23 protein-coding genes are annotated in these 23,249 nt (G+C 38.3%); 10 read left to right on the forward strand and 13 right to left on the reverse strand.

Annotated elements, in window-relative coordinates:
- Window positions 1-18 precede the first annotated feature (18 nt).
- From tusC to D7029_RS17240, 3 genes are read right to left on the reverse strand one after another with little or no spacing between them, the layout of a single operon-like run.
- Window positions 19-387 carry a sulfurtransferase complex subunit TusC gene (gene tusC, locus D7029_RS17230; RefSeq protein WP_194951358.1) on the reverse strand — a complete coding sequence of 123 codons (369 nt, stop codon included), beginning with the start codon at window positions 385-387 and terminating at the stop codon, window positions 19-21.
- Complete coding sequence (gene tusD, locus D7029_RS17235) at window positions 387-782, reverse strand: sulfurtransferase complex subunit TusD (RefSeq protein ID WP_088494384.1); 396 nt, start codon at window positions 780-782, stop codon at window positions 387-389. Before tusD ends, tusC begins: the two co-directional genes overlap by 1 nt.
- Window positions 783-791: 9 nt before the next feature.
- Window positions 792-1,496 (reverse strand): helix-turn-helix transcriptional regulator, encoded by a 705-nt coding sequence (locus tag D7029_RS17240; protein WP_023583301.1) that lies wholly within the window; start codon window positions 1,494-1,496, stop codon window positions 792-794.
- A 347-nt stretch (window positions 1,497-1,843) separates the two neighbouring features.
- Between D7029_RS17240 and D7029_RS17245 the strand changes: the two genes are divergently transcribed.
- Complete coding sequence (locus D7029_RS17245) at window positions 1,844-1,999, forward strand: hypothetical protein (protein WP_194951359.1); 156 nt, start codon at window positions 1,844-1,846, stop codon at window positions 1,997-1,999.
- Between the two features lie 146 nt (window positions 2,000-2,145).
- Window positions 2,146-3,027 (forward strand): DMT family transporter, encoded by an 882-nt coding sequence (locus tag D7029_RS17250; protein WP_194951360.1) that lies wholly within the window; start codon window positions 2,146-2,148, stop codon window positions 3,025-3,027.
- 98 nt (window positions 3,028-3,125) lie between these two features.
- Here D7029_RS17250 and fkpA read toward each other — a convergent pair whose 3' ends face one another.
- Entirely contained in the window at window positions 3,126-3,878 is a 753-nt protein-coding gene (gene fkpA / locus D7029_RS17255; protein ID WP_088494382.1) for an FKBP-type peptidyl-prolyl cis-trans isomerase, read from the reverse strand.
- Window positions 3,879-4,212: 334 nt separating this feature from the next.
- On the opposite strand from fkpA, the gene D7029_RS17260 reads away from it, so the two are divergent.
- The gene (locus D7029_RS17260) at window positions 4,213-4,431 is read left to right on the forward strand and encodes a SlyX family protein (RefSeq protein WP_023583298.1); all 219 of its coding nucleotides are present in this window, start codon (window positions 4,213-4,215) and stop codon (window positions 4,429-4,431) included.
- 80 nt (window positions 4,432-4,511) lie between these two features.
- Here D7029_RS17260 and slyD read toward each other — a convergent pair whose 3' ends face one another.
- The 4 genes from slyD to kefG form a co-directional block, all read right to left on the reverse strand.
- Window positions 4,512-5,150, reverse strand: coding sequence for a peptidylprolyl isomerase (gene slyD / locus D7029_RS17265; RefSeq protein WP_194951361.1), 639 nt, complete (start codon window positions 5,148-5,150; stop codon window positions 4,512-4,514).
- Between the two features lie 88 nt (window positions 5,151-5,238).
- Complete coding sequence (locus tag D7029_RS17270; RefSeq protein ID WP_088494381.1) at window positions 5,239-5,442, reverse strand: YheV family putative zinc ribbon protein; 204 nt, start codon at window positions 5,440-5,442, stop codon at window positions 5,239-5,241.
- Window positions 5,443-5,455: 13 nt separating this feature from the next.
- Window positions 5,456-7,309: a glutathione-regulated potassium-efflux system protein KefB gene (gene kefB, locus D7029_RS17275; protein ID WP_194951362.1), complete on the reverse strand. Its 1,854-nt coding sequence runs from the start codon at window positions 7,307-7,309 to the stop codon at window positions 5,456-5,458.
- A complete protein-coding gene (gene kefG, locus D7029_RS17280; RefSeq protein WP_416384055.1) occupies window positions 7,309-7,863 on the reverse strand; it encodes a glutathione-regulated potassium-efflux system ancillary protein KefG in 555 nt (184 codons plus the stop codon). Before kefG ends, kefB begins: the two co-directional genes overlap by 1 nt.
- A gap of 118 nt (window positions 7,864-7,981) precedes the next feature.
- Here kefG and D7029_RS17285 point away from each other — a divergent pair, with 118 nt between their 5' ends.
- From D7029_RS17285 to D7029_RS17295, 3 genes are all read left to right on the forward strand, one after another.
- Window positions 7,982-9,916 carry an ABC transporter ATP-binding protein gene (locus tag D7029_RS17285; protein WP_194951364.1) on the forward strand — a complete coding sequence of 645 codons (1,935 nt, stop codon included), beginning with the start codon at window positions 7,982-7,984 and terminating at the stop codon, window positions 9,914-9,916.
- Between the two features lie 331 nt (window positions 9,917-10,247).
- Window positions 10,248-11,936, forward strand: a complete 1,689-nt coding sequence (locus D7029_RS17290) for a methyl-accepting chemotaxis protein (RefSeq protein WP_088494377.1) — start codon at window positions 10,248-10,250, stop codon at window positions 11,934-11,936.
- 539 nt (window positions 11,937-12,475) lie between these two features.
- Entirely contained in the window at window positions 12,476-14,221 is a 1,746-nt protein-coding gene (locus tag D7029_RS17295; protein ID WP_194951365.1) for a methyl-accepting chemotaxis protein, read from the forward strand.
- 99 nt (window positions 14,222-14,320) lie between these two features.
- Here the strand turns inward: D7029_RS17295 and D7029_RS17300 are convergent, their stop codons facing one another.
- The 3 genes from D7029_RS17300 to D7029_RS17310 all read right to left on the reverse strand — a co-directional run bounded on the left by D7029_RS17300 (window position 14,321) and on the right by D7029_RS17310 (window position 18,191).
- Window positions 14,321-15,865, reverse strand: a complete 1,545-nt coding sequence (locus D7029_RS17300; protein ID WP_088494375.1) for a methyl-accepting chemotaxis protein — start codon at window positions 15,863-15,865, stop codon at window positions 14,321-14,323.
- A gap of 149 nt (window positions 15,866-16,014) precedes the next feature.
- The gene (locus D7029_RS17305; RefSeq protein WP_165122195.1) at window positions 16,015-16,875 is read right to left on the reverse strand and encodes an SIS domain-containing protein; all 861 of its coding nucleotides are present in this window, start codon (window positions 16,873-16,875) and stop codon (window positions 16,015-16,017) included.
- Between the two features lie 710 nt (window positions 16,876-17,585).
- Window positions 17,586-18,191, reverse strand: coding sequence for a LysE family translocator (locus tag D7029_RS17310; protein WP_194951366.1), 606 nt, complete (start codon window positions 18,189-18,191; stop codon window positions 17,586-17,588).
- A 98-nt stretch (window positions 18,192-18,289) separates the two neighbouring features.
- Between D7029_RS17310 and D7029_RS17315 the strand changes: the two genes are divergently transcribed.
- The 3 genes from D7029_RS17315 to D7029_RS17325 all read left to right on the forward strand — a co-directional run bounded on the left by D7029_RS17315 (window position 18,290) and on the right by D7029_RS17325 (window position 20,423).
- Window positions 18,290-19,270 carry a hydrolase gene (locus D7029_RS17315; RefSeq protein ID WP_088494372.1) on the forward strand — a complete coding sequence of 327 codons (981 nt, stop codon included), beginning with the start codon at window positions 18,290-18,292 and terminating at the stop codon, window positions 19,268-19,270.
- Window positions 19,267-19,488 carry a YheU family protein gene (locus D7029_RS17320; protein ID WP_036933921.1) on the forward strand — a complete coding sequence of 74 codons (222 nt, stop codon included), beginning with the start codon at window positions 19,267-19,269 and terminating at the stop codon, window positions 19,486-19,488. The genes D7029_RS17315 and D7029_RS17320 overlap by 4 nt, the downstream gene beginning before the upstream one ends.
- A gap of 65 nt (window positions 19,489-19,553) precedes the next feature.
- Complete coding sequence (locus D7029_RS17325) at window positions 19,554-20,423, forward strand: phosphoribulokinase (protein WP_088494371.1); 870 nt, start codon at window positions 19,554-19,556, stop codon at window positions 20,421-20,423.
- Window positions 20,424-20,512: 89 nt separating this feature from the next.
- Here D7029_RS17325 and D7029_RS17330 read toward each other — a convergent pair whose 3' ends face one another.
- A complete protein-coding gene (locus tag D7029_RS17330; protein ID WP_023583286.1) occupies window positions 20,513-20,920 on the reverse strand; it encodes an OsmC family protein in 408 nt (135 codons plus the stop codon).
- A gap of 313 nt (window positions 20,921-21,233) precedes the next feature.
- Here D7029_RS17330 and crp point away from each other — a divergent pair, with 313 nt between their 5' ends.
- Window positions 21,234-21,866 (forward strand): cAMP-activated global transcriptional regulator CRP, encoded by a 633-nt coding sequence (gene crp / locus D7029_RS17335; RefSeq protein ID WP_004246872.1) that lies wholly within the window; start codon window positions 21,234-21,236, stop codon window positions 21,864-21,866.
- Window positions 21,867-21,960: 94 nt separating this feature from the next.
- Here the strand turns inward: crp and argD are convergent, their stop codons facing one another.
- Complete coding sequence (argD, locus tag D7029_RS17340) at window positions 21,961-23,175, reverse strand: bifunctional acetylornithine/succinyldiaminopimelate transaminase (RefSeq protein WP_088494370.1); 1,215 nt, start codon at window positions 23,173-23,175, stop codon at window positions 21,961-21,963.
- Window positions 23,176-23,249 lie beyond the last annotated feature (74 nt).

Below are 23,249 nucleotides of genomic sequence, written 5' to 3' on the forward strand. Positions count from 1 at the left end.
TCCTGACTAACTTCTGTATTAAAAGCGTAATACCACATCATATTCACTCAATTTTTGAGCAATATCTTCTTGGGATATCACCTGTGCATCCAACACAAAAGAAGTTTGAGAGGATAATCCACGATGAGCCATGTCTTTCTGTGATATATAGACGTTTGTCACATCATACAAGGGTAGCACTTTAAATGTTGCAGCATGATGACGTGATAGCACTCCTTCAGGTTGTTGATTTTCAACAAGTTGAAACACACTATCAGAGATAAAAAAAACACCAATATCTTCTGTTAATGCAGAGGTTGCGAGTAAAGCATCTAAACCTTCTCGCCCTGCACTATTACCATGAGGTGCTTGAGTAAAAAGGAATGCGATTGAATTCATTTTCTTCATTAAAATTGCACCACACGGGAACAGGTTAACATCGCTTGAGCCAGTGAACCCAACCCACTTAACTCAAATTCAGTTGCCATGTTATGGCTATCCATTTCCTGCTCTTTTGCCTGCTGCTCATCGATAATTCCTCTACGCAATGCGGCGGCAACACAAACATGCAGGGGAATTTGATGTTCTTTCGCCAATGTAACCCACGCTTTAGGGAGATCAAATTCATCATTTGCAGGCGATACCAATTTATTAGCATTCACAACACCTTCTCGATAGAAGAAAATTTGTGAAATTTGATGCCCCTTTTCAAGAAGGGCATTTGCGAACAAATAGGCACTTGAAGCTTGTTCAGTTCCGTAATGAGGCCCTGTAACCACTAAACAATATGTCAAGGAACTCATAATGTTGCCTTATTCTCCATTTTTAAACTGGCGAATATAGAGATACACAGTATGTTTTGAGATATTTAAGCGATCTGCAACCTGATTGATGGCATCTTTAATATCAAAAATACCTTTCTCATAAAGGCTTAACACCACTTGTTTATTCTTGGCATTATTCGCAACTTCACGATCATTATTTACTTCTTCAATCGTAAACTCTAATGTTTGAGCCACTAAATCATCGACAGATGAGGCAAAGTTAACATCGGATGCAACTTCATGCGTTTCTTCAGGAATAAAGGTTTTGATTATTTCAGAGAATGGAACATCAAGGTTCATATTAATACACAATAAACCAATGACACGACGTTCACGATTACGAATAGCAATCGTGATTGACTTCATCAATGCACCACTTTTTGCTCTAGTAAAATAAGCCTTTGAAAAACTTGAATCTTCATCTGTGATGTCATGTAACATTTGTAATGCCAAATCGGTAATTGGAGAACCAATCTTACGACCAGTATGTTCTCCATTCGCGATTTTAACCGCTGAACATTTCAAATCTTCCAGAGAGTGCAATACGATTTCGCAATGATTGCCGATGAGCATTGCCAAACCATCCACAGCTGCTTCATAGGACTTTAGTATTTCGTGATCAGTTTGAGTAAAAGGTCGGCTATCTAGTTTTTCAAACTCGCTGCTGTCACCATTAAATAACGGGCTAGACATTTGATTATATAATCCTTAAAGGCTTTAATTATGATAATGACTTGAGGTTCTATTTTTTATAACGATTCGTCATTGCGGATCAATTCAATATTAAAAAAATTTAAATATAAAAACAGAATTAAGAACGATTCTGACGTTAGATCGCCAGAAGATCTACGTCAAGTGACTTAGAATAAGAGCTTTGTGATAGGTCACAGCTTTTTTCATTTTTCTTTATCTTTTGGACTTATTCCCACCTTTATTTTTTGAAAATTTTCCTTTTTTGGTGTGGGCAGGATAAAGATTGACACTACTGAATAGATTACCTATATTCCAAATTATTGTTATTTTAACGAGCGATTAATCCTATGAATACACTGATGATATGCCAATCTCAGCAAACTTCATCAATAATAGGATTAATTTCTGTTGCTTCTATACCTATTGAGATTCTCTCTTCACCACCTCCGCCTGTGAAAGTGGTTGTAGTCAATACAACGGTTGTTGCAGCTCACGTTGCTTGATTTGTTTACTTAGCTTAAGAACGTACTTAATCACCACTTATATAGTGATATGTTGCTTGCGTTTATTCATTGATATTTTATCAATTTGCTAATAATCATTAAAAATAATCAAGCTCTCTTATTGCTTATTTTACAGGTATATCATCATGTACTTACGTCAATATTGGGCAAAATTCGGCCCAACAACGTTATTCGTTTTATTGTGGAGTAGTGGCGCTATCTTTTCTCGCTGGGGTTTAGATAATGGTAGCTCATTTGCAATTTTAACTTGGCGTTTTATTATCGCTTTAGCGTTTCTCTCTTTTTTGTGTATTCAGCGTCATCGCTTTTTACCACCAAAAGGAAGTCGTTTAAAAACGGCATGGGTCGGTTTACTTATTATTGGTGGTTATTCTATCTGTTATCTTTTAGCGCTCGCTAATAGTATTACACCGGGAATGTTAGCCACAATTATGGGTGTTCAGCCGATTATTACATTATGGATAATAGAACGTAATTTTACAGCGACGCGTCTATTAGGGCTTTTAATCGCCTTGGCTGGATTAGTGTTAGTGGTTGCCCAAAGTTTATTTAATACATCCCTCTCATTAACGGGAATGATTTATGCGTTAGTTGCACTACTTTGCATGAGCTTTGGTGCGATCTCACAGAAAAAACTGCAATTAGCGCCGATGGATGCCTTACCGCTACAATATGTTGTTAGCCTTGTGTTGTGTTTATTATTTGTCCCCTTCCAGCCCTTTCATGCTTCATTCGACATTGGCTTTGTTATTCCTGTACTTTGGCTTGCGGTGATCATTTCTGTTGTTGCTCAGTTGCTATTATACCGCTTACTCACTACGGGTAATTTGGTTAATGTCACTAGCTTATTTTATTTAGTACCTGGCGTGACCGCATTAATGGATTACATCTTCTTAGGTAACAAGATGTCTTGGCTAAGTTTGGCTGGGATGGGCGCAATCATTGTGGGCTTGCTGTTTGTTTTCAAAAAGCCCAAAGCCATTATTATTGAAGAGACTGTGGACTAACGCTATGTGTTAAGAAACAAATAATGAGCTATACATTAGAAATAAAAATGCTGACATTAATGTCAGCATTTTTTTAGTGATAATTAGAGATAAGTGAATTACTTATCGCTTTCAACACTCAGTAATTCAACTTCAAATACTAATGTTGAGTTAGCAGGAATACCACTTGTTGCACGTTGTCCGTAGCCTAATTCTGGTGGAATAACTAACTTGATTTTACCGCCTTCTTTGATGTACTTCATACCTTCAGTCCAGCCAGGAATAACGCTTTTCAGGCTGATTGTCAGAGGTTCGTTACGATCATAAGAGCTATCAAATTGTTTACCATCAATCAGCATGCCTTTGTAGTTTACAGTAACACGATCAGCATCTGTTGGTGTTTTGCCTTTACCTGGGTTTTCAACTAAATACAGTAGACCTGATTTAGTTTTTACTACACCTTTCTCAGCGGCAAACTCTGTACGGAATTTATCACCCGCAGTTTTGTTCTCAGTCGCTTCTTTTTCCATTTTTGCTGTTGCAGCAGTACGGACTTGATCTTCAAAAGCCGCTAATGTTAATTCAATTTCAGCGTCTGATAATTTTGATTTGCTATTAAATGCATCCTGAACACCTGCTAACAGTTGTTTAGAATCTAAAGTAATACCAATATTTTTTTGTTCTTGTAATGCAGCTTCCATATAGCGACCCATCGACGCGCCTAACGCATAGGCATTTTGCTCATTTTGAGTTTTAAATGCGCTATTTAATGTTGGCACTTTAGCTGTAGCTTCTTCAGCGAATGCATGAGGTGCACTGAATGCGAAAGCTAAACTGGTTGCCAGCAACGTCGTTTTTAATAAAGATTTCATCCCATTCTCCAGTATATGTTAGTGAGTCGCTACGTTTTACAAGCGATCATCATAGATCTTTGCTTAAACGTTTTGCATCACATCTTGCTGTCGTTGCGGTATAGATCTCATCCGCGGGTAGCAATTTTATATGAATTTAAAAAATTTGCCGACACTCTTAACAGTTAATGTTAGGATTTTTGTCAGCACAGAGTGCTATCACATTAGCAAAATAGTCTTTTATCTCAAACCAGATTTATGTCTTCCTGTGTATATATCAGTAAATAAGATTAAATTTCGCGAGTTTGTTCATCATATTCGTCGTAATAGGACATTTTAAAGGAGGAAAAACACAATGGATATTAAGGAAGTAGAGCGATTGCTCATTCAATTAGAAAGCAAAGTTGCTTTCCAAGATGCGACTATTGAAGAATTAAACCAAGTGGTCACACAGCAGCAAATAGAAATTAGCCGCTTTAAAGAAGCCTTAAAAATTGTTTCTGAGCGCCTAAAAAACTCTCAAACTTCAATACTTGCTAGACCTGAGGATGAAACGCCTCCACCTCACTACTAAGTTCTCGTTTGTTATTGATATCAAAACCGAAAACAAAAAAGGAGCGTTTAAACGCTCCTTTTGATCTTTTCAACGAAAGATTAGTGCTGGCAACCACAACCGCCATGACCGTGGCCGTGACCACCGTGACCATGACCGCCGCCACCGCAGCATCCACCTTCTTCACCGTGTGAATGACCATGACCATGACCACCGCCACAGCATCCGCCTTCTTCACCGTGACCGTGGCCACCACAACATTCGTGCTCTTCTTCTTCACCGTGTACGTGACCGTGAGCTAATTCTTCTTCAGTCGCTTCACGAATTGCAACGATTTCAACATGAAACTTCAGGTTTTGACCCGCTAACATGTGGTTACCATCAACGATAACTTCGTCACCTTCAATACCTGTAATTTCTACTGGTACTGGACCTTGATCGGTATCAGCAAGAAAACGCATACCAACTTCTAACTCATCAACACCAACAAAAACATCTTTCGGTACGCGTTGAACTAAGTTTTCGTCGTATTGACCATACGCATCATCAGAAGCCACTTCTACGTCGAATTTTTCACCGACTTCGCGACCTGTTAATGCATTTTCTAAACCACTGATTAAAGAACCACGGCCATGCAGATAGTCTAACGGTGCGCTCACCGTGGACTCATCAACTAAAACACCGTCTTCTGATCTTACTTGATAAGCCAGACTAACTACCAAGTCGTTTGCTACTTTCATGACATCTCCTACATACCCGTGGGCAAAATTTTCCCGATTGTAACGAAAAATAAATCTTCTGTATCGGGTTATATCAAAAAACCTACAATTATTGTGGTGTAAAGATCCCAATGACCTGCTCATTTTCACGAACAAGGGCATTAACTTCACCCTCTGTTTGCCGTTGTTGATGGCCACATTTCGCACATTCCACAATATCCACTTTATCTTCACGCCACATTTTGAGTGTATCTTGAGCTTGACAGTGTGGACACACAGCTCCTGCGATAAAGCGTTTACGGGTTGCAGACATGGGGTCAGTTCTCCTATTTATCAATAGATTTTTTTTCTTTACGTATTTCAGGAATGTCTTCTGTTAAAGATTCATCCCAAATATCAGGCTGATGGTGCTCTTGACGAATTTCTTCACTAAATAACTCCTCAAGTTCCCGTCTCGCTTCTTTTACTCGTGAAACGTTAGAAACTTCTTCAGGTGATTCATCCACCAGCTTTCTCAATAAGTTGATATCCAGACGACGAAAATGCTGTTGTGCTCGATAAGCTTGATGAGGATGCATTCCTAATTCAATCAACGTTTTACGCCCTAATTCTAAAGCACTCGAAAATGTTTCACGGCTAAAATCTGTCACACCCGCTTTGAGCAACTCATGAGCTTCAACACGCCCTCTTGCCCTTGCAATAATATGCAAATTAGGGAAGTGATGCTGACAGAGATGAACAATTTCCATCGTTGCTTCAGGTTCATTACTGGTGATAACAATAGTTTTAGCATGTTCAGCACCAGCTGCGCGCAATAAATTGAGATCAGTGGCATCACCGTAATAAACTTTATAGCCATATTTACGCATGGTGCTTATGCTTCCGACATCATGCTCTAATACCGTGACGTTAATCTTATTCGCCATTAACAAGCGTCCTACAACCTGTCCCATTCGACCAAATCCGACAAGGATGACCTCTGGGTGGTTATTTTCAACAAAGGGCTGTTCGTCCGTTTTAGCGTCATTATAACGACGAGCAAACACAGCGTCTGTCATTTGCATCACAAGAGGCGTTGTCATCATAGAAAGTGTGACAACAACCAACAATAACGCCATTTGCTGACTATCTAATACGCCCATAGCCATCGATGTCGAGAAAACAACAAACGCAAATTCCCCGCCTTGGCTTAACACAGCTGAGAATTGTAGTCGTGTGGAAAAACGCAGTCTGGCTAACCAAGCGATACTATAAAGTATCAATGCTTTTACAATAACCAGAACTAAGACACCCAATAATACTTGTGGAAGATACCGCCATAAGATACCGATATCTAAAGACATACCGACAGAGATAAAAAAGAGTCCTAAAAGTAGACCTTTAAAAGGCTCAATAGAGATCTCTAATTCGTGTCGATACTCTGAATCTGCCAATAACACACCCGCAATAAAGGTTCCCATCGCCATTGAAAAACCAAGGGTTTCCATAAAAATAGCAGCACCTAACACAACAAGCAGCGCTGCGGCAGTAAAAACTTCTCTTACTCCCGATTTCACCACTAAGCGCAAGAGTGGGCGTAATAAATAACGACCACAAATCAGCAATCCAGCAAAAGCTGCCACTTTCACGCCAATGCGATACCAATCACTGCTTGCCGTTTCTCCAGCTAACAAAGGGATAACAGCAAGGATAGGAATAACTGCCATATCTTGGAAAAGTAAAACAGCAAAACCTAATTGTCCGCCTTCATTATGATTCATCCCTTTCTCGTTCATAAGTTGCAATGCCATCGCCGTAGAAGACATCGCAATACCTAAGCCTCCAATAACAGCTGCCTGCCATGAAAAAGAAGTAAAAACGAGAATGAGCCCTGAAAAAATAGAAGCCGTTAATACCACCTGCATTGAACCAACACCAAAAATGGCACGTCTTAATTCCCATAGTTTGGCTGGATTCAATTCCAAACCAATAAGAAACATTAAAAAGACCACACCTAATTCAGCAAAATGTAAGATGTTATCAACATCTTTAAACAGCCCTAATCCCCAAGGACCAATGGCAATACCGGCAATCAAATAGCCGAGTACTGCACCAATTTTAAGGCGTTGTGCAATCGGTACCATAATCACGGCAGCACACAAGAAAAAGAGCACAGCTTTAATCATCCAATTATCTTCCATTAGGCTTGCTCCCCTTCAAGTGGCGCACTTAACCAATGGCGATAAGCCTCACCGATATGAGTCAGTGTTGTTTTGGATTGTTGTCTTGCTGAATATACAATCATTGGTGATAGCCAGCGCATACCACACATTTCTGCCATTAATTCAAAAGGACGTAATAATTCTGTCAGTGTGTAGTGATTCTTCCCATTATATTGATAAGCCTGTTCAGGCTCTCCCGTTGTAATAACACAACGAAATGACTTACCCTTTAATTGCGCTCTACCAGCTTTGTTAGCAAATGGACGAGTTAACACTCTGTCTTGCCACTCTTTTAATAATGCTGGGCAACTATATGTTTGCAATGGAAATTGAAAAACGATCACTTGGTGCTTACACAACAAGGATTGTTCATGGTGTATATCAATAAAAAAATCAGGATAAGTAGCATATAAATCATGGATAGTTATATTCTCTAAATCCCTCACCGCTTTTAATAACGCTTTATTGGCGACTGATTGGCGCGGCTCGGGATGAACATACACCAGTAATACATTTGATGCGTTTGACATCATTCCTCCTTACAAAACGTGTCAGAAACTGTTTTTTCCGTTACCATGCACGCATTGTGACCAACTGTTACGAACAACTTACTCTATATATTAATTTACATACTCTTAATAGACGATATTTATGATTGTTTTTTCTTCTTTGCAAATTCGCCGTGGTGTCAGAGTGTTACTGGACAATGCCAGTGCAACCATTAATCCAGGGCAAAAGATTGGTCTAGTCGGTAAAAATGGCTGTGGCAAAACCACATTACTTTCTTTATTGAAAGGTGAGCTGCAAGCTGAAGCAGGCAATGTCACCTATCCTAGTACATGGTCAATGGCGTGGGTTAACCAAGAAACACCTGCGCTTGATGTACCTGCTATTGATTATGTTATTGATGGTGATAGAGAATATCGCCAGTTAGAACAACGATTACAAAAAGCGAACGAAATAAATGACGGCCATGCTATCGCTCTGATCCACGGGCAATTAGATGCGATTAATGCATGGACGATACAATCTCGTGCAGCAACTTTACTGAATGGTTTAGGTTTTAGCCAACAACAGCTTAATGAACCTGTAAAATCATTTTCAGGTGGCTGGAGAATGCGTTTAAACTTGGCACAAGCGCTGATTTGTCGCTCTGATTTACTGCTACTCGATGAACCAACCAACCACTTAGATTTAGATGCCGTTATTTGGCTAGAAAAATGGCTAAAAAGCTACACAGGCACGCTTATTTTAATTTCCCATGACCGTGATTTTCTTGATCCTATCGTAGATAAAATCTTGCATATCGAGCAAGAAAAAATCTTTGAATATTCAGGTAACTACTCTTCGTTTGAAATGCAACGTGCAACCAAACTCGCACAACAGCAAGCTCTGTTTGAAAATCAACAAGCCAAAATTGCACACTTACAGAGCTTCATAGATAGATTTAAAGCGAAAGCGACAAAAGCCAAACAAGCTCAAAGCCGTGTCAAAATGCTTGAGCGAATGGAAAAGGTTGCTCCTGCGCATTCAGATAACCCATTCCATTTTAGCTTCCGCCAACCTGAAAGCTTACCTAATCCACTTTTATCAATGGAGAAAGTCAGCGCGGGTTATGGTGAAAAAGTTATTCTTAATGATATCAAACTCAATTTAGTTCCCGGCTCGCGTATTGGATTATTAGGACGCAATGGTGCGGGTAAATCGACACTGATTAAATTACTTGCAGGTGAAATTGAACCGTTACAGGGGAAATTGGCACTTTCTAAAGGTATTAAGCTTGGTTATTTTGCCCAGCATCAATTAGAGTTTTTGCGCTCAGATGAATCGGCACTACAACATTTAACGCGTTTAGCACCTAAAGAAACTGAACAAAAATTACGTGATTACTTGGGTGGTTTCGGTTTTCATGGCGATAAAGTCACAGATGCTTGTGGTCAATTCTCTGGGGGTGAAAAGGCGCGCTTGGTCTTATCACTTTTAGTTTGGCAACGCCCTAACTTGCTATTAATGGATGAACCAACAAACCACCTTGATCTAGATATGCGCCAAGCACTCACTCAAGCTTTAATTAGCTTTGAAGGGGCAATTGTTGTCGTATCGCATGATAGGCATTTATTACGCTCGACCACTGACGATCTCTATCTGGTACACGATGGTCAAGTTGAGCCATTTGATGGTGATCTTGATGATTACCAACAGTGGTTAGTTGATCAAAATCGTCAAGAGACACAAGCAAATAAGAGCCAACAAGATAACGACAATATCACGACAAGCACCAATTTAAGCGCTCAAGATAAAAAAGAGCAAAAACGCAAAGAAGCGGAGTTTAGACAACAAACCCAGCCTCTACGCAAGAAACTCACAACATTAGAAAGCAAGATGGATAAATTAAGCCAAGAGCTTAGTGATATCGAAACTGCTCTTTCTGATAGTGGCATTTATGATACTAGCCGTAAAAATGAGCTTTCTGATTGCTTAAGCCGACAAGGTGTTACGAAATCTGCACTAGAAGAAGTGGAAATGGAGTGGATGGAGTTACAAGAAACACTGGAAGAAATGACAAACACATTTGAAGCCCAGTAATACAACGCAATTCATTAAAAAAGGAACTATTTTAAGTGAAATAGTTCCTTTATTTTCGCCCTTCAATTCATTCTGAAAATTTATACAATTCATTTCACTTACGGTATTTATATCATTTTACAATAGCACTATTTACACAAAACATAATCTCACCCTATCTAGTAATAACCCAATAAAAATAACCATCTAACGTTTATTTTCTACCTATTTATATTAAGTAAGGGAAATAAATTCTTTCACACTAAAGTTTTTAACATTCCAGCCGAATTAATCATTCTGCTAAGTGGACCTCCCACTTACCAACGAAAAGGCAAAGCTAATAGGTAGGGTTATGTTAAAACGAATTAAAATCTCTCAAGGTTTAATGTGTGTCCTGACTCTGTTTTGTATTATTCAGATCATTTCTGGAGTACAAAGCATTCACGATGCCTACCAGACTCAAAATACTCTTAAAAAAATTTCATACAGTTTCGATCAACTACGCACAATGGATAATACCTATGCGGAGTTGAATACATTACGTACTGATATTATTGCACAAGCATTTAGTTATATTTCAAATCCTCAAGCTGAGGATGCGAACATCACCACATTTATGCAAACCATGCCTGCACGTAAAGCGCAAGTTGATGCATTGATGAATGAGTATGTTGAGCTATCTGCGCAAACAGGTTTCGATCAGCAACGTATGGCTCAGATCAAACAGCTCTATCAAAAGAGCCGAGCTGATCTTGATTTACTGGCGCAGTATTTAAGTGAACGCAACACTAACGCAGTTCGTTTAATTTTAAAAAGCCCAGCAAACACTAACTTCACGAATTCATTGTATGAAGCCACGGACTTTATTACCGATGAAGTTGTGAATCCTTCAGTGATTGAAGCAGAAGATAACTACCACAGCATGTTGTGGATAGCATCACTCTTTATGGGTATCTTCCTCATCTTTACCACCTTAGTGCTTATTTGGATCCGCAAATACATCATTGTGCGCATTAACCAAATGATCATTTATCAAGAGGCAATTGCTAAAGGTGATTTAGTCAGTCGTATTGATAGCGATGTTTCAGGTAAGACTGAAATTGATCAACTCATGCTCGGCTTACAGCAAATGCGTGCTCAATTAAAAGAGATGGTAAGCTCTATTCGAAATACTAGTGCAACCATTTATACTGGCGTACAAGAGATTGCTGCGGGTAATAATGATTTATCTAGTAGAACGGAAGAGCAAGCCAGCGCATTAGAAGAAACGGCATCCAGCATGGAACAGATGACCGCAACTATTCGTAACAACACAGAAAGCGCTCGTGAAGTCACAGAGCTTGTTATGAGTACTGCTGATATTGCCGTTCAAGGTGGTGAGCATAGTAATAAGATGGTAATGACAATGACAGACATTGCCGACCGCTCACAAAAAATTGGTGAAATCACCGCAGTTATTGATGATATTGCTTTCCAAACCAACATATTAGCCCTAAACGCTGCCGTTGAAGCGGCTAGAGCGGGTGAACAAGGCCGTGGTTTCTCTGTGGTTGCAAGTGAAGTTCGTAATTTAGCACAGCGTAGTGCAGAAGCGGCGAAAGAGATCAAAGAGCTGATTGAATCAACAATATTACGTGTTAGACAAGGTAATGATCTTGTCGAACAAGTAAGTTTATCAATGGGTGAGATTGTCACATCTGTTAATCATGTTTCGGGTTCGATGAAAGAAATTTTATCTGCATCAGAAGAGCAAACCCGTGGTATTGCACAGATCAGCCTTGCTGTTAATGAAATGGATAAAGCCACTCAGCAAAATGCGGCGATGGTTGAGCAATCAACGGCTGCTTCTGCCACATTAAGTGAACAAGCAAGTATGTTGGATACGATTGTGAATACATTCAAAGTGGAGCACGAAAAAGTTGCGCCAACTAAAACTAAGTTGCCTGCATTTTCAGCTAAATCACAAGACTCGGAAACACTTAAAACACCAACAATCAAAACCAATAATCATGAAACTGACGATAATTGGGAAAGCTTTTAATGATATCTCTCACACTATGATGTGAAAGATAGCTGTGTAGAAAATAGTCCAGAACATATAACAAAACCTCTACCTACCATACTCCCAGTGCTTTTTCTGGGAGTATTTCTAATCTCACCGCACATAAACACAAAAAAAAGATCATTTTTTATACGAAATAAACACATTTTTTAAGAAAAATTAAGAGTGTTTATGAAAGCGATAATTTTATTTGTCTTATCATAAGATAAAAAGATAAATAAAAATAAAATACTGCTTATTATCGCTTTAATATCCAACAAAAGATTATTTAAATTTATAAATTAACAATTAACACAAAAAATAAGTAAGCTAATATACTTATAGATTTTTCTATTAATCATTAGAAAATTTTAGCCATTAGCTGGCAATTAAAGCTAAAAAAAGAAATATAAGTCGTCTTTACTATCAAAAAGAGTAGAAAAGGTAAAGTTTTTAAACATCTAGCCGAATAAGTTTAATTGATAAATAGTTATCGCTCCTTGCTGTGTGTCCTACAAACCAATTAAATAGGTAAGGCTATGCTGAAACGAATAAAAATATCTAATGGCTTAATGTTTATCTTAATACTGTTTTGCGCCATTCAACTTTTTTCTGGTGCAATGAGTATCCGTGATGCGAGTTTAACAAATAAGCGGATCTCACAATTAGCGAATGGCTTTGAACAGATAAAAACGATGGATTATGGTTATGCTGAATTAAATAAATTACGTGAAGATATGCTAAATGTTATGTTTGAAGCTCATCTCACACCAGATATTGCAGAAAATAAAATTTCTGATTTCATTTCCTCTTATCCCAAAAGAAAACAAGAAGTTATACGTATTATAACTACATACTTCACTGCTACCGAAGAAGCAAATTTTGATCCCGAAAAAATAGAGAGCATGAAAAAACTCTTTAACCGTGTGCTTTACGATCTTGACCAACTTGTATCGTGTTTAGAAATTCGTGATTACTACGGTTTTCAATCTCTTTATGCACATAATACCAATGAGCGCTTTACTCAATCCCTTTATGAAGCAACAGATTATCTCAGTGATAACGTTGTTACTCATGCAATAAAAGCAGCTCAAGGTAATTATGAACGTACCTTGGTTTTAGCTTTTGTCTTTATGTTTGTTTTTATTCTTTTTACTGTCCTTGTTGTACTTTGGATACGTCGAAATATTGTTTTACGTATCAATCAAATTGTCGATTATATGTCGGAAATTTCACAAGGAAACTTATTAGAAAATAAAGATGTCACAGCGAAAGGAAATAATGAAATCGACCAATTAATAACAGGTATTCAATATATGCGTACTGAACTGTCATTAATTGTGAATGCGATCCGAGGGACAAGCCATCATATTTATACAGGCGTTCAAGAATTATCTGCAGGGAATACCGATCTTTCTTGTCGTACCGAAGAGCAAGCGAGTGCATTAGAAGAAACCGCATCAAGTATGGAGCAACTCACAGCAACAGTGAGAAATAATACAGAAAGTGCTCGTGAAGTTTCACACCTTATCAGTCAGACTTCCAATATTGCCAGCAAAGGGGGCGATGTCACCAATAGAATGGTGAAAACGATGACTGATATTGCCGATAGCTCACAAAAAATTGGTGAAATCACTGCCGTTATCAATAGCATCGCTTTCCAAACCAATATTCTCTCGTTAAATGCTGCGGTTGAAGCCGCAAGAGCAGGTGAACAAGGTCGAGGTTTCTCGGTGGTTGCAACAGAAGTAAGGGAGCTAGCACAACGCAGTGCCGAAGCTGCAAAGGAAATAAAAGAGTTAATTGATGCCTCTATTAGCCGTGTTCGTCATGGTAACGATCTGGTTGAACAAGTTAGCATTTCTATGGGCGAAATATTGACGTCCGTAAAACATGTTGAAGATTCAATGACAGAAATTTTATCTGCGTCAGAAGAGCAAACTCGAGGTATTACTCAAGTCTCTCTTGCGGTCACTGAAATGGATAAAGCCACACAGCAAAATGCCACTATGGTTGAACAATCATCTGCTGTTGCCAGCTTATTAACTGAAGAAGCGGGTAATCTTGAACAAATCGTTGAGCAGTTTAAAACGGCTGAAAGTGAACAGTTCAATAAGAAGGCACAACACAAAGTAATAGAAAAACAATTCTCATCTGAAAAATCACTGCATACAAAAGATGAGAAGATAAAAAATACAGTCAAGGATGACGCGAAAGAGAAAAAGCCAGCAAAAGGAACAGCGACTGTAAATGATGGTGAAGATGATGATTGGACAAGCTTTTAAGCCATTGATTTTATCATGATAAAAACGTGATTTAGATAAACACAAAGACACCTATTTTTAGTAGGTGTCTTTTTCTTTTACTTCTTAAATAATGACAAATTAATGAAATACATTGATTGCACTAACTAAGTAATTAGTTTGTACTTTCATTTCACCTGAAATCATTGATGCTTTAGAAACATAATTCGCATTTTCATGCGTAATCGATTCCAATTTTTCAACAGCGCGACCAAGCTCTTTTAAACCTGCACTCTGTTCTGATGATGCAAGACTAATTTCACCAATTAAATCAGTCACATTTTTAACATGTACCACAATATCTTCCATTGTTTCGACGGTTTCATTGACTTGCTTTGAGCCAACTTTGATATTGCTACTTGAAGCACTGATCAATGTTTTGATCTCTTTCGCCGCTTCAGCACTGCGCTGTGCTAGCTCCCTTACTTCTGTTGCAACCACCGAGAAACCTCGACCTTGTTCACCTGCTCTGGCGGCTTCTACGGATGCGTTTAGTGCAAGGATATTAGTTTGGAAGGCAATGCTATCAATAACACCAATGATATTACTAATGCGATCAGAGCTCTTCGCAATATCATTCATCGTATTGACGATATTATCCATTGCACCACCTCCTTTTATCGCAGCCTCACAAGTAATATTAGAAAGGTTGTTTGCCTGTCCTGCCGTTTCACTATTACTGCTTACCGCCGTCGTTAATTCATTCATCGTTGAGGCGGTTGCTTCAACATTGCTGGCGGTTTGCTCTGTTCTTACATACAGATCGCGATTACCTGCGGCTAATTGATCACAAGAGATATCTACTTGATGAATTTGATGACTCACATCACTGACTAACCAACGGAACATGCGTCCTAATTGATTAACTGAACGCTGTGTCATACCCACTTCATCGATGCGATTTATATATGTAACGTTATGTTCATCGCCTGTTGCAACACGATTCGCTTGCTTATTAAGTAGCCTAATGGGCTTAACAATCTGAAAATAGAGAATACGTTCATTTGCCATTAGTAATACCAGTAAAATTGCGATATGCATAAAAAGAGCATAACCCGACAAACCAGCAAACCATGCACTTAACAACATAAAAGGTAGGGGTAAGAGAATAAAAAGACGGAGCCGTTTTTTTAATGAAATTGTTTGATTCCATGAGCGCCAACGTTGCCACCCTTTATAAACAAAAGCACCTTTTAAAAACGTGTGTGAAGGATACTTACCCTGATTAAATGCGGCGTAAAGTGCTGAGGCTTGTGCTATTTCCTCTTTTTTTGCAGCAGTCCTTACTGACATAAAACTTTGAATCTTACCCTGACGTATAATAGGAGTGATATTCGCTCTTACCCAATAGTGATCCCCATTTTTACGACGATTCTTCACGATCCCGGTCCAAATTTCGCCTTGCTTTAACGTCCTCCACATATCCTTAAAGACTTCTGAAGGTATATCTGGATGTCGGACAATATTGTGGGGTTGCCCCACAAGTTCTTCCACTGAAAACCCACTGGCTTCGACAAAGTCCTCGTTGGCATAAATAATATTGCCATCAAGATCTGTCGTCGACATCAGTGTTGCGTTTTCAGATACCGGGTATTCTCGCTGTGTCACCGGTTGATTGTTACGCATTAGTTACTCTCCTCGACATTGAAATTAAAACATCTCAACAAAAAAAGACTGCCTAAATAACTATCGTTTCGGCCGTTAGGAGAATAACTTTAGTAATAAGTGGAAATACCTACATTTAAATATTAGTTTTTTGAATCAGTTCAAAATTTTTAATTATCCAGGCTATTAATTAATGCCTGTGAACTTAGCACTAATGTCTTCGCACACTCATCTCGTTTCTTTAATAACGCCATAAAAATAAGGTCAGTGATCGTGTTTTGTGCTGTACGTGAAGAAATTGAAGCGCTTCGCCACTCACCTTCATCCGCAATTGTTTCTAATATATAATCAGAAATCCTTCCTAATGGAGAGTGTTTTTCTCCTGTAATAGCAATGATTTTTGCCCCTTGTTTTTTAGCCACAGAGGCTGCAACTAACATATCTTTTCTTTTGCCACTATAAGAAATGACTATCTGTAAATCCTTTGAACTTAACATTTGGGCAACAGATATCTGAACATGATGATCTGTTTCAATCAGCGTGGTTATTCCTATTTTCTGTAATTTATAGCTTAAGTCTCTAGCAACTAGCCCTGAACCACCAATACCAATAATCTGAACTCGTTGAGCTTCATCAATAAGTTGGATCACCTTTTCAAAATGAAGGTAATTAATTTGGCGAGTCGTATCGCAAATTGAATTATTTTTCTCTTGAGCAAGTTTCTGTGCAATAACCACTAAACTATCTTCCGAGCCTATTTGATTATGTAATAGGCTCGGATTTGCTCCTGAATTCGCGTTCTTTCGACCTAGCTCTTCACTAATGGCAAGTTTCAAAGAAGGAAAGCCTTTGAATCCTATTTTTTGACTAAATTTAACAATAGCAGATTGACTCACACCCATTGTTTCAGCAAGTTGCTGTGACGATAAAGTGATTGTTTTCTCTGGATTATCTAAAATGTAGTCTGCTATTTTTCGCTGATTTGTAGCCATACCCGGCTTTATCCAGGCAATTTTCGTTAATGTCGGCATAATGACAATATCCACTTCGAGTACTATATAGTTATATATGGAGTAATTCTTGGTACAGCGTTTAATACCTAAAACAATTAATTTTTTAGAATAAAATCAATTAAAAATAGAAAATGAGTCACAATAAAGCATAGAAAAAATTACCTTATTATTAGAATACTTGTTTTTATAATAGTTTTATAAATATCTTTTCAATCAGAACTATGCTCATCAATCCCTACATTTATAATACTTAATTTATTCCCTCTCTATTTTTAATAATAATTTATTCTTTTAGGTCAATAGAACGATATAGACTTAATCTATTTACTCTTAATAATTTGTTATTTTCAAACACTTCCTTTTATTTAATAACAATTCAAACACATAAACGTAATAAAAATTACTTTAATAGAAACATTAAAAAGAATAAATAATTCCCATATAAAATAGTTAGTTGTCCATTTTAATAGTGTTAATAATAAGAAATAAAAAACTAAATAGTTAAATAATAGGATCTATGTAACGACTAAAAATCAGTCATCACTTGATATAAGAGAGCATTTTAACATGAATGATTGTGTCAGTGGGCGATCGTAGATCTCTCTTTTTATAGAGGAATACTCTTTTTTTGACACATATCAAGAGAGATCATTTCAACCAATCTTAAAAAAACATCATTTAAATCAAAAAAGTTTGATTAACCCTTGATTTATACCTATTTTATGAGTTTACTCTATCCAAATCAAAGGAACACAGAGCGCCGTTAATAGCCCCATTGAGATATTGAAAATAAACCAAGAGCGTCTGCTTTGTAAAAATAGGCTAATTAATGTTCCGCCTAATATCCAAACAATACCAGCAACGAAGTTAACAATAACCATAACAATACTAATAGCAATAACAGAGCTAAAATAAGCATCACCCGATAGACTAAAGCTCCCTACTGCGCCTAATCCCATCATCCATGCTTTTGGATTTAGAAATTGCAATAATCCGCCCTGAAACCAACTTACTGCTTGGGGTGTTTTTGCTGGAATATCTAAACGCTGATAAGATGATGTCGCTGTTTTCCAAGCAAGCCAAAGTAAATACGCACTCCCGACTATCTTCAATCCGATATGCAGTGCAGGATAAATTATCAATAATGCGGCTACGCCAAATGCAGAACTCAATAAAACGCATTGCATACCCAGCATAATGCCTGCCATTAGCTTTAACGAGCCTTTAAAGCCTACATTAGCCCCTGATGAGGTAAGCAGTAAATTGTTCGGTCCAGGTGTTATCGCTGCAATAAACAGGAAAATAGTTAAAGAGAAAATAAGGCTAATTGTCATAAAGTGGCTCAAAGATGTGACAGACGTTTTATTTTCACCGAAAATAGCAGTATGTTATTTAGCAAACAAGTGTTAATTCATTTTGATAGACGGAAAATATGTCTCAATACTTTAATCCAATGCGTTGGGCTAAAAATCCACATTTACAAACGCTCTTACCAAGAATTGTACGTAGGACGCCACAACTTACGCCACATTGGCAGCGGCTCAATCTTCCGGACAATGATTTTGTCGATTTAGCATGGAGTGAAGACCCAACGACGGCACTCGATAAACCACGCTTAGTCATCTTTCATGGCTTAGAAGGTGGGTTTAGTAGCCCTTATGCTCATGGCATGTTAGCTGCTGCAAAAGAGAGAGGCTGGCTAAGCGTTGTGATGCATTTTAGAGGATGCAGTGGTGAACCCAATAGACAAAATCGCATTTATCACTCAGGTGAAACAGAAGATGCTCGCTACTTCTTAAATTGGTTGAAAAAGGAATTTGGCGAGCAACCAACAGCCGCAGTTGGCTATTCACTTGGTGGAAATATGCTTGCCTATTATCTTGCTGAAAGTGGTGAAAATGCAGTTGTAGACGCTGCTGTTATTGTCTCTGCACCATTAATGCTAGAACCATGCTCAACAAAAATTGAACATGGTTTTTCCCGTTTTTACCAATGGTATCTATTAAAAGAGCTCAAAAACAACGCAACACGAAAACTTATTCGCTATCCAGAATCCTTACCGATTAGCTTATTGACGATAAAATCCATCAAAAAACTACGTCAATTTGACGATCTTATTACGTCTAAAATTCACGGATTTAAAGATGCATTAGATTATTATCGCCAATGCAGTGCGTTGCCTTTATTAAATAAAATAAAGAAAACGACACTTATCATTCATGCTAAAGACGATCCATTTATGTCTGCGGATGTTATTCCTGATGTCAAAACACTACCCAATAACATTGAATATCAACTTACTGAGTTTGGTGGACATGTAGGATTTGTTGGAGGAAAGCTCTCTAAACCAGTGATGTGGCTAGAAAGCCGTATCCCTGACTGGTTGGCGACCTATTTGGAGAAAGCAAAATGATAATACCTTGGAACGAGCTTTCAACTGAAACACTAGACAATCTCATTGAAAGTTTCGTTTTACGCGAAGGTACTGATTATGGTATCCAAGAGAAAACGCTTGAACAAAAAGTCGCCGACGTCAAAAAACAGCTTAAATCCGGTGAGGCCGTGTTAGTTTGGTCTGAACTTCATGAGAGCGTCAATATTATGCCTGCATCGCAATTTCGCTCTGATTAGTTATTCAAAGTTAGCGATGTATCGCCATCAATAAGGGCCAACCTTATTTAGCAAAAGGATAACCTATGTCAATTAAGCATCCTATCATCGCAGTGACTGGCTCAAGCGGTGCAGGAACCACCACAACAAGCCAAGCTTTTCGTAAAATATTCCAACAACTCAATGCAAATGCTGCATTGATTGATGGAGATAGTTTTCATCGCTATACCCGTCCTGAAATGGATATGGCGATAAGAAAAGCTAGAGAACAAGGCAGACATATCAGTTATTTTGGCCCTGAAGCAAATGATTTTAGCTTACTGAGTAAGACCTTAAGTCAATATAGCGATACAGGACAAGGACAATCTCGCAAATATCTACACTCTTATGATGAAGCAACTCCTTACAACCAATTACCGGGAACATTTACCCCTTGGGAGCCATTAGCTAATAATACTGATGTTCTCTTTTATGAAGGATTGCACGGTGGCGTTGTTACCAACGAACATGATGTAGCTCAACATGTTGATTTATTGGTCGGTGTTGTTCCTATCGTCAACCTAGAGTGGATACAAAAGCTTATTCGAGACACGACAGAAAGAGGACACTCACAAGAGGCGGTAAGAGATTCCGTTGTACGCTCAATGGATGATTATATTAGCTACATTATTCCTCAATTCTCACGCACTCATATTAACTTCCAACGTGTTCCGACTGTTGATACTTCGAACCCTTTTTCTGCCAAAGCAATTCCCACTCTCGATGAAAGCTTTATTGTTATTCGTTTTCGTGGTTTAACTGATATTGATTTTCCCTATTTACTTGCGATGTTACATGGCTCGTTTATGTCAACAATAAACACTATTGTTGTACCGGGCGGGAAATTAGGATTAGCGATGGAATTAATTATGGCACCATTAGTCAAAAAATTATTAAATGGCGAAAAGATAAGTTAACCAAAATAAAATTTATCTCTATAAAAATAATATCCCATTAATTAAGGGATATTATTTTTCAAATTAAACTTTATTTTAAAATATCAAAATTAGTCGGCATCTTTTATTTCAAATGAATGCGTAATATTGGCTGCTTTTCCTAACATTAAGGAAACAGAACAATATTTTTCTGCGGATAATTGAACGGCTCGTTCTACGATTTTATCCGTTAATTCTTTACCTGAAACAATAAAATGTAAATTGATATCAGTAAATAAACGAGGGGCTTCTTCACGGCGCTCTGATGTTAATTTCACTTCACAATCAGTTACTTGATGACGCCCTTTACGTAAAATACTTACGACATCAATAGCACTACATCCACCCGCAGCAATTAATACCATTTCCATTGGGCTTGGGGCTTTATCGCCCGAATTCCCATCCATCATAATTTGATGGCCAGATGAAGATTCGCCGACAAAAGATAAATCTTCAACCCACTTAACTCGTGCTTCCATTTATTTTCCCCCTAAAGATGACAGAAACTAAAAGAGTACATTCTCATAATTCAACTAGCAATTAGCAAATAGGTTTATTATGCTGACTGCGTAAAACGAGACTTAATGCACTAATTGTGTTAAAAACAATATCTGCTTGATGATAGTGGTTAAGATCAATGCATTATTTTCTCATTTATTATAATCTACTCCATATTAACTTACCGTGTTCTCAGGAAGTTAATAGGTAAAGATAGGATTTTTAAGCACGCTGTCTCAAAAGGGAGCCTATCCGTTTTGAAAGGCTGCATTTAACGTACAGAGGATAACGCGAATGGTTCTCGGCAAGCCGCAAACAGACCCGACTCTTGAATGGTTTTTGTCACACTGCCATATTCACAAATATCCATCCAAGAGCACGCTGATCCACCAAGGTGAGAAAGCGGAAACACTTTATTATATTGTTAAAGGTTCCGTGGCTGTTCTTATTAAAGATGAAGAAGGAAAAGAAATGATCCTCTCCTACCTAAATCAGGGGGATTTCATCGGTGAACTTGGATTATTTGAAGAAGATCAAGAACGTAGTGCATGGGTTCGAGCAAAAACAGCCTGTGAAGTAGCAGAAATTTCCTATAAAAAATTCCGCCAATTAATTCAGGTTAACCCTGATATTCTGATGCGCCTTTCTGCTCAAATGGCGAACAGATTACAAACAACATCAGAAAAAGTAGGTAACCTTGCTTTCCTTGATGTAACAGGTCGTATTGCACAAACCTTATTAAACTTAGCAAAACAACCCGATGCAATGACGCATCCTGATGGCATGCAAATTAAAATTACACGTCAGGAAATTGGTCAAATCGTTGGTTGTTCACGCGAAACTGTAGGCCGTATTCTGAAAATGCTGGAAGATCAAAACTTGATCTCCGCACACGGTAAAACTATCGTCGTTTACGGGACTCGTTAAGTTTCCCCGCTCAAACAAACAATAGCCCATAACAGGGCTATTGATATACTTTTTGTGTAAACCCCATCCTCGCTGATGGGGTTTTTAGTTGCTACTACCCTTTTACAAATTCTGCGATAGCCGCTTTTAATGCCACCATTCCTTCTTGTAGCTCTTCTTGGGTAATAATTAACGACGGTGTAAAACGCATCACATCAGCTCCTGCATTTAACATCATTAAGCCATGTTTAGCAGCAAGACCGAGTAACTCTTTGGCTTTACCTTTATATTGTGGCGCTAATTGCGCACCAATCAATAAACCTTGTCCACGGATTTGCGAAAAGACCTGATACGTTTGATTGATTGACGCTAGCTCATCCACAATCCATTGATAGCGCTTTTCGACACCCTCAAGTACCTCAGGTGTATTAATTAAATCAAATGCGACATTGCCCACTGCACAAGCTAATGGATTGCCACCATAAGTTGTACCATGAGTTCCAACACCCATTGCAGAAGCTATCTCATATGTTGTTAACATCGCACTGAGTGGGAAACCACTTCCCAGCGCTTTGGCGGTTGTAATAATATCTGGTGTCACATCATAGTTCATATAGGCAAAAAGCTTGCCGGTACGCCCCATACCTGTTTGTACTTCATCAAGAACAAGCAGTGCTTGATGCTTATCGCACAACTCACGTAGCCCTCTCATAAACTCAGGCGTTGCTGCTGTTACGCCACCTTCACCTTGAACTGGCTCTAAAACAACGGCGCAAGTGTGGTCATCCATTACCGCTTTAACGGCATCTAAGTCATTAAACGGAACATGCACGATATCGGCAGGCTTAGGACCAAAACCATCCGCATATTTAGGTTGTCCACCAACAGATACTGTAAACAGCGTTCTGCCATGAAATGCATTGTGAAAGGCAATAATTTTTGTTTTATAAGGGCTATGGCGAGTAATGGCATAATGGCGAGCCAATTTAAATGCGGCTTCATTTGCTTCTGCGCCAGAATTGGCAAAAAAGACACGTTCTGCAAATGTGTTATCTATTAATTTTTGTGCTAAACGTAATGCAGGTTCATTCGTGAAAATATTACTGACGTGCCAAAGTTGCTCACTTTGTTCTTTTAAGGCTTGATTTAGAGCAGGATGGGCATGCCCTAGTGCTAAAACCGCAATACCACCAGCAAAATCGATATACGATTTTCCTTGCTGATCCCAAACACGGCTACCCATCCCTTTAACAGGAATAAATTCTGCGGGTGAATAAATTGGCAACATTACTTGATCGTAAGTTGCCCTGTTGATGCTTTGCTTTGTCATTACCCCACCTGATCGTTATTCATATTCAATATGAAAATATAATCACTAAATATGAATAAAAAATCAAATGTGGT

It is taken from the genome of Proteus vulgaris, from assembly GCF_016647575.1.
Lineage (GTDB): Bacteria > Pseudomonadota > Gammaproteobacteria > Enterobacterales > Enterobacteriaceae > Proteus > Proteus mirabilis_B.

Bases quoted from the DNA above. Each gene is read 5' to 3' on its own strand.
- tusC (WP_194951358.1), bottom strand. From the start codon at position 387: ATGAAGAAAATGAATTCAATCGCATTCCTTTTTACTCAAGCACCTCAT.
- tusD (WP_088494384.1), bottom strand. From the start codon at position 782: ATGAGTTCCTTGACATATTGTTTAGTGGTTACAGGGCCTCATTACGGA.
- D7029_RS17240 (WP_023583301.1), bottom strand. From the start codon at position 1,496: ATGTCTAGCCCGTTATTTAATGGTGACAGCAGCGAGTTTGAAAAACTA.
- D7029_RS17245 (WP_194951359.1), top strand. From the start codon at position 1,844: ATGAATACACTGATGATATGCCAATCTCAGCAAACTTCATCAATAATA.
- D7029_RS17250 (WP_194951360.1), top strand. From the start codon at position 2,146: ATGTACTTACGTCAATATTGGGCAAAATTCGGCCCAACAACGTTATTC.
- fkpA (WP_088494382.1), bottom strand. From the start codon at position 3,878: ATGAAATCTTTATTAAAAACGACGTTGCTGGCAACCAGTTTAGCTTTC.
- D7029_RS17260 (WP_023583298.1), top strand. From the start codon at position 4,213: ATGGATATTAAGGAAGTAGAGCGATTGCTCATTCAATTAGAAAGCAAA.
- slyD (WP_194951361.1), bottom strand. From the start codon at position 5,150: ATGAAAGTAGCAAACGACTTGGTAGTTAGTCTGGCTTATCAAGTAAGA.
- D7029_RS17270 (WP_088494381.1), bottom strand. From the start codon at position 5,442: ATGTCTGCAACCCGTAAACGCTTTATCGCAGGAGCTGTGTGTCCACAC.
- kefB (WP_194951362.1), bottom strand. From the start codon at position 7,309: ATGGAAGATAATTGGATGATTAAAGCTGTGCTCTTTTTCTTGTGTGCT.
- kefG (WP_416384055.1), bottom strand. From the start codon at position 7,863: ATGATGTCAAACGCATCAAATGTATTACTGGTGTATGTTCATCCCGAG.
- D7029_RS17285 (WP_194951364.1), top strand. From the start codon at position 7,982: ATGATTGTTTTTTCTTCTTTGCAAATTCGCCGTGGTGTCAGAGTGTTA.
- D7029_RS17290 (WP_088494377.1), top strand. From the start codon at position 10,248: ATGTTAAAACGAATTAAAATCTCTCAAGGTTTAATGTGTGTCCTGACT.
- D7029_RS17295 (WP_194951365.1), top strand. From the start codon at position 12,476: ATGCTGAAACGAATAAAAATATCTAATGGCTTAATGTTTATCTTAATA.
- D7029_RS17300 (WP_088494375.1), bottom strand. From the start codon at position 15,865: ATGCGTAACAATCAACCGGTGACACAGCGAGAATACCCGGTATCTGAA.
- D7029_RS17305 (WP_165122195.1), bottom strand. From the start codon at position 16,875: ATGCCGACATTAACGAAAATTGCCTGGATAAAGCCGGGTATGGCTACA.
- D7029_RS17310 (WP_194951366.1), bottom strand. From the start codon at position 18,191: ATGACAATTAGCCTTATTTTCTCTTTAACTATTTTCCTGTTTATTGCA.
- D7029_RS17315 (WP_088494372.1), top strand. From the start codon at position 18,290: ATGTCTCAATACTTTAATCCAATGCGTTGGGCTAAAAATCCACATTTA.
- D7029_RS17320 (WP_036933921.1), top strand. From the start codon at position 19,267: ATGATAATACCTTGGAACGAGCTTTCAACTGAAACACTAGACAATCTC.
- D7029_RS17325 (WP_088494371.1), top strand. From the start codon at position 19,554: ATGTCAATTAAGCATCCTATCATCGCAGTGACTGGCTCAAGCGGTGCA.
- D7029_RS17330 (WP_023583286.1), bottom strand. From the start codon at position 20,920: ATGGAAGCACGAGTTAAGTGGGTTGAAGATTTATCTTTTGTCGGCGAA.
- crp (WP_004246872.1), top strand. From the start codon at position 21,234: ATGGTTCTCGGCAAGCCGCAAACAGACCCGACTCTTGAATGGTTTTTG.
- argD (WP_088494370.1), bottom strand. From the start codon at position 23,175: ATGACAAAGCAAAGCATCAACAGGGCAACTTACGATCAAGTAATGTTG.